Below are 17,530 nucleotides of genomic sequence, written 5' to 3' on the forward strand. Positions count from 1 at the left end.
TAAGACCTATTATAGCCAGATGACAATACTGAGATTTCCGCCCCCTCCGAGGGGCGATTGAGGACTTGTCGTTTGTTCGAGACTACCCATTAAACGAAATCCCGCTGATAAGGCGGAATGAATGGGATGCCGATATTCCATTTCCGCACCGATACCCAGACGGGTTGCCGTGCGAGCAATAAAATCCTCGTTCACTTTTTGCATGTTCTGCTCTAGCTTGATTTCTGCTGAGCCATTCTCATCCTTCTGCGTTTCCTTCTCCCATTTGATCTCGGTGCCATAGCCCGATACGATATACACGGACGGGCGGATACTTAGCTTGTTTTCTTTAGGTAGGCGGATTTGTCGAAAAAACGCGATCTCTCCGTGGAAGAGCCCTGTATATTGTTTGACCGTAAAAGGATATATGTAGAAATCATTTTCCAAACGATTCCATCCGACAGTCATTTGCCATGTGGATACCTTTTCGCCCGAAGTATCATTCTTTGTCGCCTCGTAACTTAGTTGGGTAGATAACATCCGTTGCCTTGCTAGGCGATAGGTGGCGAATGTAGTCCATATGGCAGACGAGCTTGTGGTGGGATTCCGTTGTAATATGCGGTTGGCCGTAGTTTGGTTGAATCGGGCTGTGGGCGACCAGATATGCGTCCACGATTTATTCGTTCGGGTAAAACGACCTTGGTAACTGATTTGATGCAGCCGTTCTTCCCAGCCTCTCAAGTTGCCGGAGTTATTTGGATTGTCCGCTAATTGCTGGGTCTCGTAGAAGAGATCATGGAAAAGACTCCAATGCTCTTTTAGGGTTTCCGTTTGCAAGGAAACACCTAGGCGTTTTCCTTGGCTGCGAAACAGGAAACTTCCCGATAATTCTTGCATCGGAAGCCAATAACCCAGAGGAAATGTATAAAGTTTATCTTTACTATCCGTATCATACGTTAATTCCTCTGTTCGATGGGTATAATGGATCGAGGCTCCAAAACGTCTGCGTACTTGTTCGTAAACGATACCTCCTGATATCCGGATTAAGTGTGCCATCCCATGGTAGATATGGTAAGAGGAGCGATCTTCGTTGCTTGTAGCTGTATAGTCTCCATCTATCCCGACCTTGATTTTCGGGGATAAGACGTAAGCCGCTTGTCCGTAGATCCTGTATTTCTCGATGCGTTGTGGCTCTCCCAAGGAATCGCCGGCCGTAATCAGATAGTCCGGTTGCGATAATAAATTCCATTTTCTCCCTTCCAGTAGGCTTTGCGACCAATCGATACCACCCGCCAGCCAAAGCAGACCCAGCTTTCGGTTACCGGATACATAAGCCCTATAGGTCTGTGTTTGATCCGGCTGGTCGCTGGCAGGTAAGGCGGCTTGATGGATCAAATAACTTAAACCGGCTTCCATAGCGCTGTCCTTAGGCACATAGCTGATGCTGACAGGATTGGCGGATAAAGCCCATGCGCTCTCTTGTTGAGCCCATGACCGTGAGGCATAGACAGATAGTGATATCATATATAGAATGATAGTGATCTTCATAGAGGCTTACCGTTTTAAGGAAGGTGGACTTTTCTCGAAATCCTCGGCGGTGTTATTGGAATCTTTCCAGCGGAAGCGTTTCCCCTCTTGCTCATATTTCCGACGCATTGCCAGGCCGGAGCCGCCGGACGTGGCTATACCCGGACTCACATCCATAGAAGATGGGATACGTGTGTAAGCTACCGTAGAGGTTGAAGAGACGAAATTTGCGATATCCAGCACCCAATCAGCGGGTATATGGAGGTATTTTAGCGTATTGAAACTCTCAGGTTCTTTTTGGATGTGATCCGGATTGGCGATCCATTCTCTTAAGTCCGTTTTGGGACGGAACAAGAGGATCGTCGGGCCGTTCATGGAAAACAGATAGGAGAAACCGGTGCCACGCCATACCAAGTTTAGAGGTTTTACACCGGCGGAGATTTGGCTTCCGGTCAAGATAGGATCCCAAAAAGCCCATTCCACGCTGGATAAATCGAGCGAGGCCGGAACTCCCACTTCGCTATTGGTATGGTTTATGGCGTTAATCGCTATCGTTTGTCGCTCCCCCGGTTGAATGGGATATTCGGCTCCCGTTCCCGGAAACTCCCAGCACATCATGAATAAAGGTATTTCTTTCATATCGGTATGGAGCATCCATCCGGAAGGCTTTGTCACGCTTACGGGTCCTGCTTGTGCGATACATAGGCCATCTAGGAAAATCAAGTCATCGGAGTTATTGACCAACGTGAGGTATTGATCTTTGTTATAGACATTTTTCCCGTCAGGCCAGAGACAACCGCTGAAATAAATCTCGCTAATCAGCAGACGGCCTCGTTCGGACACTTCCAAAGGTATTTCCACGGATCGTTCTTCTCCATTGGCCTCGAACTGGATATTGGAGAGGCTACCACTCAATATATAATCCCTGTTGCCAGTCGTGGTTTCCTGATTTGCGGAGATTGCGCATATGCCAGCGGTTAGTTCAAATAGAGCTAGTCCATTTGTGTCGGTGGTCGTGGTGTAGACACAGCCTATACTTTGATTGATTAGTGTGACCGGGATATTCGCCAAGGAGATATCTGCGTATCCGGAAGGTTTCTTCAATTGGATATGGATACTCCCCGTTTTGAAATACTCATTCTCGCATCCTGCCAGAAAACACAGACAGAGCAGGTGGGTGAGGAGAGAAAGATGTTTGTCTATCATGAATATGGGGCATTGTGCTTAATAACTGTAGACAAATATATGTGATTTTTTTATATTTCCATTTAGGAGCTAAAAACATTAACATGTGTTCTTCTTATTTCGGTAGCTTCAGCACGAACCGGATCAAGGCCACGAACACCTTCCCGTACCGGTCCAGCTTGATTTGCCCCACGCCCCGGATGTCGCTGAACTGGTCCAAGGTGACCGGTTTCTTCTCCACCATGTCTTCCAAGGAATCGTCGGAGAAGATGATATAAGCCGGCGTATGCTCTCGCTCGGCAATTTGCTTGCGAAGCTGGCGGAGGGAGTCCAGCAAGGTCTCGTCCGTGGAGGCGGACCGGATCGGCCGGATCGGCTGGGCTTTGAAGGAGGATTTCCGCTCGCCTCTCCGGACGGGGCGTGTCAGCTCATCCGGTTCCCGATAGATGACGAGCTGGGCCTTTTGCTCCCCGTACAGGACACGCCTGCCTAACGGGGTCATCCGCAAGACACGCTCGGCGGCGTAGTCGATCTCCATGTACCCGAGTTGGATCATCTGGTAAATGTACTCCTTCCATTCCTTATAAGAGAGGTCCCGTCCGGCGCCGTACGTCTTTAGCTTATCGTATCCTCTCTCCAAGAGTTCCGCCCGACCGGAGGCACGTAATATGTCGATCAGCATTTGCATGCCTACATGCTCGCCGGTCCGGATGACGGCGCTCAGCGCTTTTTGTATCAAGACACTGCCATCGAAGCGTTGCGGAGGGTTCTTGCACACGTCGCAGTTGCCGCAATCATGGTCCGCTTCCTCGCCGAAGTAACTGAGCAGGACACGGCGGCGGCACATATCGGACTCGCAATACCGTCTCATCCGGTTTAGCTTCTCCAAGTTCACCTCGCTTTGGCCACTCTCCTCGGCGAAACGGCGAAGTACGATCAAGTCGCTCAAGGAATAGAACAGGAGGGTATCGCTTTTCATCCCGTCCCTTCCGGCACGGCCGATCTCTTGGTAGTAATTCTCGATACTCCCCGGCATGCTGTAATGCACGACCCAACGGACATTACTCTTGTCGATACCCATCCCGAAAGCTACCGTGGCGCACACCACGTCCACCCGGTCGTTGATGAAATCGTTCTGGGCCTGTTCCCGTTGGGCGGGCAGGAGGCCGGCGTGGTAGGCGATCGCCTTGATATTATACATCGCCAACTCATCGGCCAGCTCGGTCGTATCGTTGCGGCGCATGCAATAGATGATACCGCTCTGCTCCCGGTGCCCCCGGATGAAATGGACGATGGCGGCGATCTTCTCTTTCTTGTTAAGTCCCCGGCGTACCGTGAGGGAGATATTCGGGCGGTCGAATGACGATATGAACGTTTGGGGCGTGCGAAGCCGTAACTGCTCTAGGATATCCTTCCGGGTGATTTTATCGGCGGTAGCGGTCAGGGCCACGACCGGGACTTTCGGGAAACGTTCCTTCAAGATCGCCAGTTGCGTGTATTCCGGACGGAAGTCATGTCCCCAATGCGATACGCAATGCGCCTCGTCGATAGCGATGAGCGAGATGTCCAGCCGGGGCAGGAACCAGTCCGCTTCCATCTTGATCCGTTCCGGGGAGATATACAATAATTTGATCTTGCCCTGCACGCAAAGTTGCTTCACCTGTTGTTGCTCCTCTTCCGGCATCATACTGTTCAACGCCGCCGCCGGGATGCCGTTGGCGATCAACCCCTCTACTTGATCCTTCATCAAGGCGATCAAGGGGGACACCACCAAAGCCGTACCCGGCAGATAGATAGCCGGTAGCTGGAAACAGATCGACTTGCCTCCACCCGTGGGCATCAGCACCAACGAGTCCTCTTTCTGTAAGATACGCTGTATGATGTCCGCCTGCAAGGGACGGAAGGAGGTATATCCGAAGAACTTCTTCAGTAGTAGTAATAATTCTTTCATATCGCTTTACGGGCATAAAAAGCGCAAAGATAGTTTATATCATAAAGTTTTACTACCTTTGCCCGCATTATTTACATAACGAGCCGTGATGGCTCACCCTATTTTAGAATGACATTTGAAGATTTAGATTTGATAGAGCCGATATGTAAGGCTCTCGTGCAAGAAGGTTATACGACTCCAACACCTATACAATCAGAAGCGATTCCCATCGTTTCGCAAGGTTATGATTTATTGGGTTGCGCCCAGACAGGAACCGGTAAGACGGCGGCGTTCTCCATCCCGATTATCCAGCGGTTATATCTCCAGAAGAAGAAAGGTTACAAACGGGGTATCAAGGCATTGATCCTTACGCCTACCCGTGAGCTTGCCATCCAGATCGGAGAGAGCTTTGCCGCTTACGGCCGTTTCGCCGGATTACGCCATACGGTGATATTCGGCGGGGTGGGACAGAAGCCCCAGACGGAAGCCTTGGAAAGAGGCATCGATATATTAATCGCTACGCCGGGACGTCTGCTGGACTTGATCGGACAAGGATTCATCCACTTGGATACCTTGGAGTATTTCGTCTTAGACGAGGCGGACCGTATGTTGGACATGGGCTTTATCCATGACATCAAGCGTATTTTACCGTTATTGCCCAAGAAACGCCAGTCCTTGTTCTTCTCCGCTACCATGCCCCCTGAGATCGAGCGCTTGGCAGGTACGATCTTGAGCGAGCCGCAAAAGGTGGAAGTAACCCCGGCCTCATCGACCGTGGACGCAATCGACCAATCCGTTTATTTCGTCGAGAAGGCCGAGAAGATCAACTTGCTGAAAAGCTTGTTGGAGAACCCGGAACTGGAATCCGTATTGATCTTTACCCGTACGAAACACGGGGCGGACAAGGTGGCCCGTGTCTTGTCGAAAGCGGAGATAGGGGCGGAGGCGATCCATGGCAACAAGAGCCAGACCGCCCGCCAGCGTGCCTTGACGAATTTCAAGGATCATACGACCCGTGTGCTGATCGCTACGGATATCGCCGCCCGTGGAATCGACGTGGATCATCTGACGCACGTCATTAACTATGAGCTTCCTAACGTACCCGAGACTTATGTACATCGGATCGGGCGTACGGGTCGTGCGGGCCGTGAAGGTGTGGCTTTCTCTTTCTGCGACGCCGAGGAGGTACCTTTGTTGAAAGATATCCAGAAACTGATCGGCAAGGAAGTCCCCGTAGCCGGTGGCCATATGTATGAGACCAAGGAGGTGAAAGCCGCCGTAGCCGAGAAGAAAGAAGCGATCAAGCAAGAGTCGAAACGCCGTAATATGTTCGGAAGCAAACGTGACGGCAGTTACTGGCGTAACAAGAAGCGTGCCGCCAATTCCTCTAAGTAATCTAAGTTATTGTATTGCAACGATGTATAGTGCCAGTCCTTTCCATAGCATTGGCACAGTCGTGCCACGCTGGTGGCATAGCCGTGCCACAACGATGGCAAGGGCGTGCCATAAGGATGGCACAGCTATGCCACCCATATGCCACCCGGTTCGTCACCTAAGTATCCAAACAGTCCGCTTTAGCGAGCTGTTTGGCGCTATTACCCTATACTTTCTTTTAAAATGAGGTAATCTCTGGAATATTTCATTATTTTTGTGATTCAATTGTGAGTGAAACTTAAGGGTTGACGTTTGTGCTGATTGTAAAGGAGGACATAATATCTCGGATCAATAATGGCGATGCCAAAGCATTTGAACAATTATATACGACCTTCTACGTGTACTTGTGCGCCGTAGCGACTAAATATGTCTATAACCCGGAGGCGGCACGTGAGATCGTTAATGATGTCTTCATGAATGTATGGAATCACCATTCGGCGTTAATACATCCGGTAAACGCTTATTTAATTCGCTCGGTACGTAATTATTGCCTGAATTATTTAAGAGATAAACGCCAGCAAGAAGTCCCTTTATCAGATGTACAAGAAAACTTATTGTCGATACAAGAGTTGCAGATAGACGCCGATCCCCATCCGTTGGCTTATCTGGAGAATAAGGAATTCGAGGAGAAAATCTATCGTGCCGTGGATTCCTTGCCCGCTAAATGCCGGGATATCTTCGTGCAATATCTTTACCATAACAAGACCTATGAGGAAATAGCGATAACAAATCATATCAGTTCCAGTACGGTACGAGTACAGATCAAGATCGGTTTGGCGAAGTTGCGTGAACTTTTAGGCGATCTTTACCCTCTTTTCTTACTTATATTTAATTTTTTCGAAAAATAATTGGAATCTCCTTAAACGGAATCTCTAAAACATGTGTATATAATAGAAACCGGGTTGAAAACCGGCTCCTTTGTTAATATCATGGAAATAGAGAATAAACACATAGAAGATTTAATTTATAGCTACCTCATGGGAGATATATCCGAGGAGGGGCGAAATGAATTACTACAATGGTTGGAAACGGATGACGCTCATAAACAACGCCTTTCCGAGATGGCGGATTGTTGGGCGACGGCGCATGTACCTTTGTTTGCCTCTGATATGAAAGCCGATTTCCAAAAACATTTCGGGGCACTTATCGATCCCGCTATTCCTTCTGAAAAGAATCATTGGCTAAATTTTCGGTTTTTAGGAAAAGTTGCCGCCTCGGTCTTGATCGTGGTATCGGTGGGGACTGCCTCTTATTATATAGGTACGAGACATAATCAGCCGAAATCTGCCGCCTTGGCTTATTTTGAGACGACAACTCCTATGGGAGCCCAAACGAAAGTCGTTTTGCCGGATCAATCCGTGGTTTGGGTCAACGCGGGTTCCACGTTGAGATATGGCAGTGATTTCAATACGAACGGACGTAGCGTACAATTGGATGGTGAGGCTTACTTCGAGATTACCCGGGATTCCCTTAAGCCTTTTATCGTAAAATCAAAGAGATTGGATATCAAGGTTCTAGGAACTAGCTTTAACGTAAAGGCTTACGGAATGGATGAAACGACCGATGTCACTCTGGTGTCGGGAAAAGTAAACGTGAGCTTGCGGGATGAGGTTGCCCATGCGGGCGATGTGACCTTGACTCCAAACCGGAAACTAAGCTTTAATAAGCAGACCAATAAGGTAAGAGTCAGTGAGGTGGATGCCAAGGATGCTCTCTCTTGGATGGACGGTAGCCTGAAATTCTCCGAACAACCTTTCATGAGTATCGCCAAGGATTTGGAACGTAAGTTCAACGTGCGTATCCGCGTCGAGAGCGATCCTTTGAGAAAGGAAATCTTCTCCGGCAGCTTTACGAAAGATTATTCGTTGGATAAGATCCTTCGTGAGGTGGACGTGGATCACAAATATGTGTGGACTCGTTCGGGAGATGAGATTATTATAAAAGATAAATAAAAATACAAACCTTAATCCTAAGGTGTAAGTGTGGAAAATAGTATAAACGAGAAAATTATTTATTAAATCTAACTTTAATGGAAATGAACTATTTCAAGAAGACCGGTAAGATGATGGTAGCCGCATGTATGCTTGCGGGACTGCCGTTTATTCCCGGTACGGTTTCAGCGTCCGAACTTCAGACACAAATGATGTCTGTTCAAATGGAAAGTACGACATTAAAAGAACTTTTCGATTTGATCGAGGAAAAATTTAATTACACGTTCCTTATCCGTAACAATGACATCAATCTGAATGAGCGTATCTCAATCGACATGTCGAACCGTTCGGTCGAGGAGATTTTGACGACGGCGCTGAAAAATCAGCATGCTGATTTTGTTGTAAACAACAATAGGATTGTTGTTTACAAGTCATCTTCTAATCCAAATGAATTGAGAAACGCGGAGAGAATGGTGGCGCAGCAGACAATTACGATTTCAGGTACCATTGTTGACGCGGTGACGGGTGAGCCGGTAATCGGCGCGAACGTGCTTGTGAAAGGCACTACGAACGGTACCAGTACCGATTTCGATGGAAAGTTTAGTTTGGAAGCTCCGGCCGGAGCTACTTTAGTCGTTTCTTACATCGGTTATGTGAACCACGAGGTTAAGGCGACTAGCGCTCCGATGACTATCCGTATCAAGGAAGACACTCAGAACCTTGAGGAGGTGGTTGTTGTTGGTTACGGCGTGCAAAAAAAGGAAAGCTTGACGGGTGCCATGCAGGTGGTGAGCAACGAGAAATTGTTGGATGCCACTAGCCCTACGGTCGAGAACTTATTGTCTGGTAAGGCTCCGGGCGTACAGGTTACTTCGGGTGGTGGTCAGCCGGGCGCTGCCGGTAAGGTGGTGATCCGTGGTAAGTCTACGGTAAACGGTAGCACGGACCCTCTTTGGATCGTGGATGGCGTAATCGTCGGTACGGATGCGGGTAGCTTGAACCCGGCTGATATCGAGTCTATGTCTATCTTGAAGGATGCCGCTTCAACCGCTATCTATGGTTCTCAAGGAGCGAACGGTGTTATCGTGGTGACTACGAAGAAAGGTAAGATCGGAAAAGCTACGATTAACGCTTCCGTAAAGATGGGTGTGAACCAGTTGCACCGTGGAAACATGAATATGATGAACGGCGAGGAATTATATGATTATTATAAATCTTTCGCAAATCAAGACGCCCTTCCGAGTTATTTTACGGAGGATTTGCGCAACCGTAACTTCGACTGGTGGAAAGAGGGTACGCATCTGGGCTTCGCTCAAGATTACAATGTTTCTGTTTCCGGAGGTTCCGAGAAGATCAAGACTTATACTTCCGTTGGTTACTACGATGAGGATGGTGCCGTGAAAGGATATGACTACAAGCGTTATAACTTACGTTTCAATGTGGATTACCAAGCGACGGATTGGTTGACTATCAAACCTAAAGTATGGGCTACCCGTAGCGACGTGATGGACCAGCAACAAGATCTAGGCGCTATCATGTACGTTAATTTCCCTTGGGACTCCCCGTATGACGAGAATGGCGACTTGATCCAGCAATACAGACCTTCAAACTGGATTAATAGTGATGCTACCAATTACTTGTATGATCTGCAATGGAATTACGACAAAAGCACCTCTTATGAGTTCATGGGTAACTTTGACTTCGATATCAAGTTTACCGATTGGTTGACTTTCTCATCCGTGAATAACTATAAATATAATAGTATCCTTTTTAAGAGCTATCAGGATCCTCGTTCTAAGGCGGGAGAGGCAGATAACGGATTATTGCAAGATAAAACCACTGCCTCCTATAGAGTATACAGTAACCAATTGCTCCGTTTCAACAAAGTATTCGATAAGCACTCTATCAACGCTATCTTGGCTTATGAGTGGAATACCTATACACAAGAGATCAAGGATCAGACAGCGGCTAGTTTCGCTCCGGGTTTCTCTGTAGCCGATGTCGCTACTACTCCTAAGACGATAAAGGGAGAGCAAAAAGAGTGGGCCGTACAATCTTATTTGTTCAATGCCAACTATGCGTATGATAATCGTTATTTGTTGTCTTTCTCATTCCGTCGGGATGGTGCCTCCAACTTTGGTACGGACGCTAAATATGGTAATTTCTTCTCCGTCAGCGGTGGTTGGAATATCCATCAGGAGGAATTCTTCAAGGCTAAGGATTGGGTACAACAGTTGAAGTTACGTGCAAGTTATGGTTCCGTAGGTAACCGTCCGACCGAATTATATTCTCAATATACGGTGTACGCCATGTCTACGGGATATAATGGTGATCCGGGTGCGGTAATCGAACAGAAGGAAAACAAGAACCTGACTTGGGAGAAGACTTATACGGCAGGTGTAGGTATCGACGCTATCTTGTTTGATCGTTTGACTATCAACTTGGATTATTATAATAAGAAAACAACCGATTTGCTTTACAAAGTGCCTCTGCCTGGTGTAACGGGTATTGTTGGTATCTATCGTAATGTGGGTGCCGTCAAGAATAATGGTTTCGAGGTCTCGATGAACGTGGACATCTTGAAAGGGGGCGATTGGAGTTGGAGCGTCGCAGCTAACTTAGGTCTGAACCGTAATAAGATCACTGAGTTATATGGTGGCAAGAGCGAGATCATCACTTCTAACGCCGGTTCAAGTTATGCCATTTCGATGGATAAGATATTGACTCCGGGACAAGACGTGGATACTTGGTATGGTACCGAATGGGCAGGCGTAGATCCGGAGACAGGTTCTCCGTTATGGTATACCACGAATGAGAATGGGGAACGTGTAACGACCTCGAATTATAGTGACGCATCTAAGCACCAGACTATAATAGGTAAGTTGAGCCCCGATTTCTACGGAGGTTTCTCTACTGACTTATCTTGGAAAAACATTGATCTCTCCGCTGTCTTCGGTTATTCCGTAGGAGGTGATATTTATAATTACGACCGTTCGATGTATGATAGTGACGGCGCTTATGTAAATTATAACCAGATGAATTTGAAGGAAGGTTGGAATCGTTGGGAAAAACCGGGCGATATCGCTACCCACCCCAAGGCGGAATATGGCAATAAGAGCCAATCCAGCAAGGGATCTTCCCGTTATCTGGAGGACGCTAGCTACTTACGCTTACGTAGCTTGACGTTAGGCTATACATTACCTTGGAAGATTCAGTATGTAGATAATATCCGTCTTTCTTTCTCGGGTGAGAACTTGTTTGTCCTTTCCGGTTTCTCCGGAGTTGACCCGGAACTTCCGGCTGAGGTTGGCAATAAATACAAGGCAGGCTCGGTTGGTGTGGCGATCTCTCCGTACCCACAAGCTCGTAAATTCATGTTTGGTCTAAATGTTACATTTTAATTAAAGGAATCATAATGAAAAAAATCGCTATAGTGGCTCTTGCGGCAGCGGCCACGTTCATAACAAGCTGTGATATCGAACGTCTACCTTACGATAAGTACACGGAAGACAAGATCATGGAGGACAAAGATGCCGCGGTGGATGTTTTGCTAAACGGTTGTTACGCAAAACTGAAAAAGGCATCCGAACACTTGCATTATTGTGGTGAGTTCCCGGGGGATAACGTTTGTAAGGATAAACCGACAACCAATCCGTTCGGTACTTATTTTACCTATCAGCATACGGTAAATAACGGTGGTCTTACTACGGTTTGGAACAGTGCCTATAATATCATCTCACAGACTAGTTCTTTGATGAAGATGATTAATGAGGGCGAGTCTGCTGAGTTGGATCAGAAGTTGGGCGAGGCTTATTATATGCGCGGCATGATGTACTTCTATCTTTGCCGTGTGTTTGGCCGTCCTTATTATCAGGAACCGGAGAAGAATCTGGGCTTGCCGATCGTAAACGGTATGCCTGAGGATATGGATAATCTGGATCTTCCGGATCGTTCGTCCGTGAAGGATACGTATGATCAAGCTCTGTCTGACTTGAAAAAGGCGGAAGAGCTGATGACAACGTTTAAATCTACCGCTTATGCCTCAAAATATGCGGCTCAAGCTTTATTGGCGAAGGTCTATATGTATATGAGTGGCACGTTTGAGAATCCGAATAAGGAATATGCCCAATTATCTTATGATTATGCGAATACGGTAATCGAGAGTGGCCAGTTCTCTATGTTGGACCGTGCTAACTTTATGCGTTATAATGAGTTCGCTCCGGATGCCGCTTCACAGACAGAGACTATTTTCGCCGTGAAGTTTATAGCCTCAGACTGGGAAGATTGGGGTGATCCGCTAGGAAGTATGTACGCTGAGATCGATGGTCAAGGCTGGGGTGAGGTTTACGCCAGCGCTAAGTATATGGATTTGTTGCATGAGACAGGAAAAGGAACCGATGCACGTGAGGCGTTTATCCATCCGCAATATAAGGAAGACGCCAATGGAAATCAGATCCCCGCTTTCCGTTTTGTAGCTAACTTATATACGGACGGCAAGATTTCCGGTTACGTATATCGTCAAGGTGAGACCAAGGAAGTAGGAGGTAAGTTAATCGCTACGGTAGATGGTGAAGAATATACATTAACTCCGGTAGATGTGGACAATAAGCGTTATTCTATTAGCTATAAGGGAGAAACGTATGAGGGAGATTATGACTACTTTATGTTGGAAAGTCAAGGTAACCCGAAATTCTATAGCTATAAGTGCTCTAAGCAAGATGGCTATCCTCACCTTTATTCTCCGGTTATCTCTCGCTTAGGTGAGTTATACCTGATTCGCGCCGAGGCTAGCGCTAAATTAGGAAACTATACAAAAGCATTAGCCGATTTGAATACCGTTCGTACCCGTTCCTTACCTAACGCCGGATATAAATCTTTGGATGCGACAAACGCTCATGAGCTTATCATGAAAGAACGTCAGTTGGAATTAGCTTATGAGGCTGACCGTGGTTTTGATGTATATCGTGTAGGCGATACGATGAAACGTCATTACCCGGGATTCCATGACGGCGTGCCTGAATATCCTGCTACCAGCCCGTTGGCTATCCAGTATATTCCGCAGTCTGAGATTAACGCTTATCCGGGTACATTAACTCAGAATCCGTAATAAGCGATGAATAAGTATTGTATAATGAGTGTGTTGGCAGGGTTTTCCTTGCCAACAACTTTAATAGCTCAATCAGCTCCCCGGCAACCTAACGTGGTGATCATCGTAGCTGATGATCTCGGGTATGGTGATCTAAGCTGTTACGGGGCTCATCGCATACAGACTCCGGGAATGGATCGTATCGCAAATGAAGGCATACGCTTTACGCAAGGTTATTGTACGGCGGCTACTTCTACCCCCAGCCGGTATTCCTTGCTTACCGGATTATATCCTTGGACAAATAGGGAAGCCAAAATACTTCCCGGCAATGCGGCTCTGATTATCAATACTCAACAGGTTACCTTGCCGAAGGTGATGAAGCAAGCGGGCTATGTCACCGGCTCGGTCGGCAAATGGCATCTGGGATTAGGTGACGGGGCGGTAGACTGGAACAAGCTGGTTTATCCCGGAGCGAAAGAGATCGGTTACGACTATTCTTTTATCCAAGCTGCTACCAATGACCGGGTTCCCTGTATCTTTATCGAGAATGGGAGAGGTGTAAACCTCGATCCGAACGATCCTCTCTATGTCAGTTATAAGGAGAATTTCCCCGGGGAACCGACTGGGAGGGATAATCCTGAATTACTGAGAATGCTCCCGAGTGTCGGGCATGCCGGCGCTATCGTAAACGGTGTACCTCGAATTGGTTTCCAGAAAGGAGGCAAGACCGCCCAATGGAAAGATGAGGATATGGCAGAGTTGTTCCTTGAGAAGGCGAAAGGTTTTATGAAAGAGAATAAGGATAAACCTTTCTTCCTGTACTATGGCTTGCATCAACCGCATGTACCTCGTGTACCGAACGAGAGATTTGCGGGTAAGTCGGGGATGGGACCTCGTGGAGATGTTATCTTGGAAGCGGATTGGTGCGTGACCGAATTCTTGAAGGAAATGGATAAGTTGGGGCTAACGGAAAATACATTAGTTATTTTCACTAGCGATAACGGACCGGTTCTGGATGACGGTTATCAAGATCAAGCCGTGGAATTGGTAGGGGATCATAAGATGGCCGGACCGCTTCGTGGAGGAAAGACGAGCTTGTATGATGGTGGGACCTGTATCCCGTTCATGCTTCGTTGGCCTGCGGAAGTTAAGCCGGGCGCTGTGTCGGATGCCTTGGTTTGCCAGATGGATTTGTTAGCCTCGCTGTCGGCGTTGATCGGACAGACCTATTCTGATAAGGTAGATAGCCAAAACACCTTGCCTGTATTTCTAGGAAAAGGTGGTAATGGGCGAAAGGAACTTGTCTTGGAAGGTTATTTCAATTATGCGCTACGTGATGGTGATTGGGTCATGATCCCACCGTATCCGGATACCTATGGCGATGCGGAGGAGGCTGCCTTTGCCGGAAATAGTAACTGTTATCAATTATATAATGTAAAGGAAGACATCGGTCAGCAAGTTAATTTGGCGGAAAAAGAACCTATAAGACTTCGACAGATGATGATGACCTTCGAGAGGCTAAAAAGGGAAACCGGAAAGATAACGAACTTTTAGTCTTGGACTCTTTATTTTTCAAAATACTCAATAACGTTTTGATTGAAAAAATATTTTTTTAATTTTGTATCCTCAAAACACAAACTAATTTATAAAATATATGGAAAACACTCGTCGTTCATTCCTTAAGAAAGTATCTGCCGCCGGTATTGGTGCCGCAGGCTTGGCAATGGCCGGAAACGCCGGAGCTACAACAACCGCCGCTGAACCCCAAAAGAAAAAAACAGCCGGTAAAGATGATGGTAAATTACGTTTCGGTTTCATCGGAACGGGTTCTAGATGCCATGAGCATATTAATAATGTATTGGCGATCCCCGGTAATAAGATCGTAGCGATTTGCGATATCCAACAGGGCCCGATCGATAGTACCTTGAAACATATCGCTAAATTTAATGTTCCTGCTCCGAAAGTTTACAAAGGGGGTGAACGTGAATTTGAGAATATGTTGAACAACGAGGAGTTTGATTGCGTGATCATCGCAAGTCCTTGGGAATGGCACGTACCGATGTCTGTCGCCGCTATGAAGGCTGGTGTTCCTTATGTAGGCGTGGAGGTTTCTGCGGCTAACACGTTAGAGGAGTGCTGGGATTTGGTAAATGTTTCGGAAGCAACCGGAAGCCATTTGAATATCATGGAGAACGTATGTTATCGTCGTGACTGTATGGCTGCGTTGAATATGGTTCGCCAAGGTTTGTTCGGCGAGATATTGCATGGTACTTGTGGTTATGAGCATGACTTGCGTGAGGTGAAATTCAATGATGGAACTCATTACAACTATGTACCGGGCAGTGGTGATCTTCGTATGGGTCCGACGGCTTTCGCCGAGGCTCAATGGCGTACGAACCATTCCGTACATCGTAATGGCGATATCTATCCGACTCATGGTATCGGACCGGTAGCTCATTGTATGGATATCAATCGTGGTAACCGCTTCCTTTCTTTATCCGCTATGGCTACTCAATCTCGTGGATTGCATAAGTTTATCGTGGATAATGGAGGTGAGAATCATCCGTTGGCGAAGGTCAACTTCAATTTGGGAGATATCGTGACTTCTATGATTAAGTGTTCTAATGGACAAACGATCATCGTAACCCATGATACCAATTCTCCTCGCCCTTATTCATTAGGTTTCCGTGTTCAGGGAACTGAGGGTTTATGGATGAATGATGGCGATCATGTATATGTACAGGGTAAATCCAAACCTCACCGTTGGGATGATTCGGAGGAATGGTTCAAGCAATATGACCATAAATTATGGGCACAACATTCCGCTGAGGCGGCTGAGGCCGGACATGGTGGTATGGACTATATCATGATGTACGACTTGATCGACGCTATCCGTAATAAAAAACCGGCTCCAATGGATTGCTATGACGCTGCCGCTTGGAGCGCTATCTCCGGCTTGTCAGAGATGTCAATCGCTCGTGGCGGTGCTTTAGTAGACTTCCCGGATTTCACCCGTGGACAATGGATTCACCGTCAACCGCAATTCGCTTTGTAATAAATTTTCATAAAATACTAGGGAAGGATGTCTTTGTTAAAGGCATCCTTTTCTTTTTTATATACATTTTTCTTGTCTCTTCGAGTATTATGATTATTTTTGTCACTCAAGTTAATCTATTCTATCTAAATTTTAAATTCGTACTATGAAGACAAACAGAAGAGACTTCCTGAAGACTCTTGGAGGAATTGCGGCATTTACGATTGTACCGCGCCACGTGTTGGGTAATGGATTCATCGCTCCAAGTGATCAATTGACAAAAGGAATTATCGGTACAGGTGGTATGGGCCGTGGACATGTGGACTATGCCGGGACTCGTCTTGTCGCCGTGTGTGACGTCGATAAGAATCATCTGGAGTTAGGAAAACAGTTGGTAAAGGATAAGATTGCCGCATACCATGATTTTCGTGATTTGATTCTGGATCCTAATGTAGATATCGTTCATATAGCTACGCCTCCTCACTGGCATGGTATTATGTCTGTCGAGGCCGCTAAAGCTGGAAAAGATATTTGGTGCGAGAAGCCTATGACCCGTACGATCGGAGAGGGTAAACGGGTAATGGAAGCCGTGAAGCAATACGGGCGTATGTTCCGCTTGAACACTTGGTTCCGTTTCGCAGACCCGTTCTATGGATTGGGTACTCCCGTGAAACCTTTGAAGAAACTGGTTCAAAGTGGTATGTTGGGCTGGCCGCTAAAGGTAACGATCAGCAAGCATACCGGTTTCGACTGGAAGTTCTATTGGGTTGGTAAAGAATATCTGGAACCGCAATCGGTGCCTAGTGAGCTGGATTATGATTTCTGGTTGGGGCCGGCCCCTTACAAACCTTATAACCCGCATCGTGTGCATCAGACATTCCGTGGATACTGGGATTATGACGGCGGTGGTTTAGGGGATATGGGACAGCATTATATTGACCCTGTACAATATTTTCTGGGAAAAGATAATACCAGCCCGGTTAAGGTAGAGGTGGATGCTCCGCAACAACATCCGGACGCCGTGGGTACTTGGCGCTCGATTACGTATACCTATGAGGATGGTTGCCAGATCGTACTTTGGGGAGGTGATTACGGGGATCCGAACACACCTTATATTTCCGGACCGAACGGGAATGTTTATAAGAATTTCGTATGTGATATCCCGGATTGGGAGAAAAAGTTATCCGATTATCCCGAACCTGAGCCACAGGTTACCGACTTTATCGAGTGCGTAAAGACTCGTCAGCCTTTTGCCTTGAATGAGCGTAATGGCTTCCGTTCCGCTACGATCGTGAACATGGGTGCCGTAGCCCTTCGTTTGAATCGTACGCTTCACGTTGATCCCGTAAAACTGGAATTTATTAATGATGAGGCCGCTAATCGTTTGTTGGATCAGCCGATGAGAGCGCCTTGGAATATTTAAA

General features: G+C 47.0%; 11 protein-coding genes. 8 read left to right on the forward strand and 3 right to left on the reverse strand.

Features of this window, described 5'->3' with window-relative positions; all coding sequences use genetic code 11:
* Window positions 1-9: 9 nt before the first annotated feature.
* The 3 genes from NBH16_RS02975 to recQ all read right to left on the reverse strand — a co-directional run bounded on the left by NBH16_RS02975 (window position 10) and on the right by recQ (window position 4,642).
* Window positions 10-1,527, reverse strand: coding sequence for a DUF6850 family outer membrane beta-barrel protein (locus NBH16_RS02975; RefSeq protein WP_250788090.1), 1,518 nt, complete (start codon window positions 1,525-1,527; stop codon window positions 10-12).
* A gap of 6 nt (window positions 1,528-1,533) precedes the next feature.
* Window positions 1,534-2,712, reverse strand: a complete 1,179-nt coding sequence (locus NBH16_RS02980; RefSeq protein WP_005862191.1) for a DUF4876 domain-containing protein — start codon at window positions 2,710-2,712, stop codon at window positions 1,534-1,536.
* A gap of 94 nt (window positions 2,713-2,806) precedes the next feature.
* Window positions 2,807-4,642, reverse strand: coding sequence for a DNA helicase RecQ (gene recQ, locus NBH16_RS02985; protein ID WP_005862193.1), 1,836 nt, complete (start codon window positions 4,640-4,642; stop codon window positions 2,807-2,809).
* A gap of 108 nt (window positions 4,643-4,750) precedes the next feature.
* Here recQ and NBH16_RS02990 point away from each other — a divergent pair, with 108 nt between their 5' ends.
* From NBH16_RS02990 to NBH16_RS03025, 8 genes are all read left to right on the forward strand, one after another.
* Entirely contained in the window at window positions 4,751-6,016 is a 1,266-nt protein-coding gene (locus tag NBH16_RS02990; RefSeq protein WP_008772118.1) for a DEAD/DEAH box helicase, read from the forward strand.
* Between the two features lie 284 nt (window positions 6,017-6,300).
* Window positions 6,301-6,903, forward strand: coding sequence for an RNA polymerase sigma-70 factor (locus NBH16_RS02995; RefSeq protein ID WP_008778339.1), 603 nt, complete (start codon window positions 6,301-6,303; stop codon window positions 6,901-6,903).
* An 81-nt stretch (window positions 6,904-6,984) separates the two neighbouring features.
* Window positions 6,985-8,007 (forward strand): FecR family protein, encoded by a 1,023-nt coding sequence (locus NBH16_RS03000; RefSeq protein ID WP_008778340.1) that lies wholly within the window; start codon window positions 6,985-6,987, stop codon window positions 8,005-8,007.
* Window positions 8,008-8,084: 77 nt separating this feature from the next.
* Window positions 8,085-11,387, forward strand: a complete 3,303-nt coding sequence (locus tag NBH16_RS03005; RefSeq protein ID WP_048927327.1) for a SusC/RagA family TonB-linked outer membrane protein — start codon at window positions 8,085-8,087, stop codon at window positions 11,385-11,387.
* Between the two features lie 14 nt (window positions 11,388-11,401).
* Window positions 11,402-13,093: a RagB/SusD family nutrient uptake outer membrane protein gene (locus tag NBH16_RS03010; RefSeq protein ID WP_044545791.1), complete on the forward strand. Its 1,692-nt coding sequence runs from the start codon at window positions 11,402-11,404 to the stop codon at window positions 13,091-13,093.
* A 6-nt stretch (window positions 13,094-13,099) separates the two neighbouring features.
* On the forward strand, window positions 13,100-14,626 hold the full coding sequence (locus NBH16_RS03015) for a sulfatase family protein (RefSeq protein WP_048927326.1): 1,527 nt from the start codon (window positions 13,100-13,102) through the stop codon (window positions 14,624-14,626).
* Between the two features lie 100 nt (window positions 14,627-14,726).
* Window positions 14,727-16,127 (forward strand): Gfo/Idh/MocA family protein, encoded by a 1,401-nt coding sequence (locus NBH16_RS03020; protein WP_250788091.1) that lies wholly within the window; start codon window positions 14,727-14,729, stop codon window positions 16,125-16,127.
* A gap of 145 nt (window positions 16,128-16,272) precedes the next feature.
* Window positions 16,273-17,529: a Gfo/Idh/MocA family oxidoreductase gene (locus tag NBH16_RS03025; protein WP_250788093.1), complete on the forward strand. Its 1,257-nt coding sequence runs from the start codon at window positions 16,273-16,275 to the stop codon at window positions 17,527-17,529.
* Window position 17,530 lies beyond the last annotated feature (1 nt).

This window comes from Parabacteroides sp. Y3-G-102, from assembly GCF_023656845.1.
Taxonomy (GTDB): domain Bacteria; phylum Bacteroidota; class Bacteroidia; order Bacteroidales; family Tannerellaceae; genus Parabacteroides; species Parabacteroides distasonis.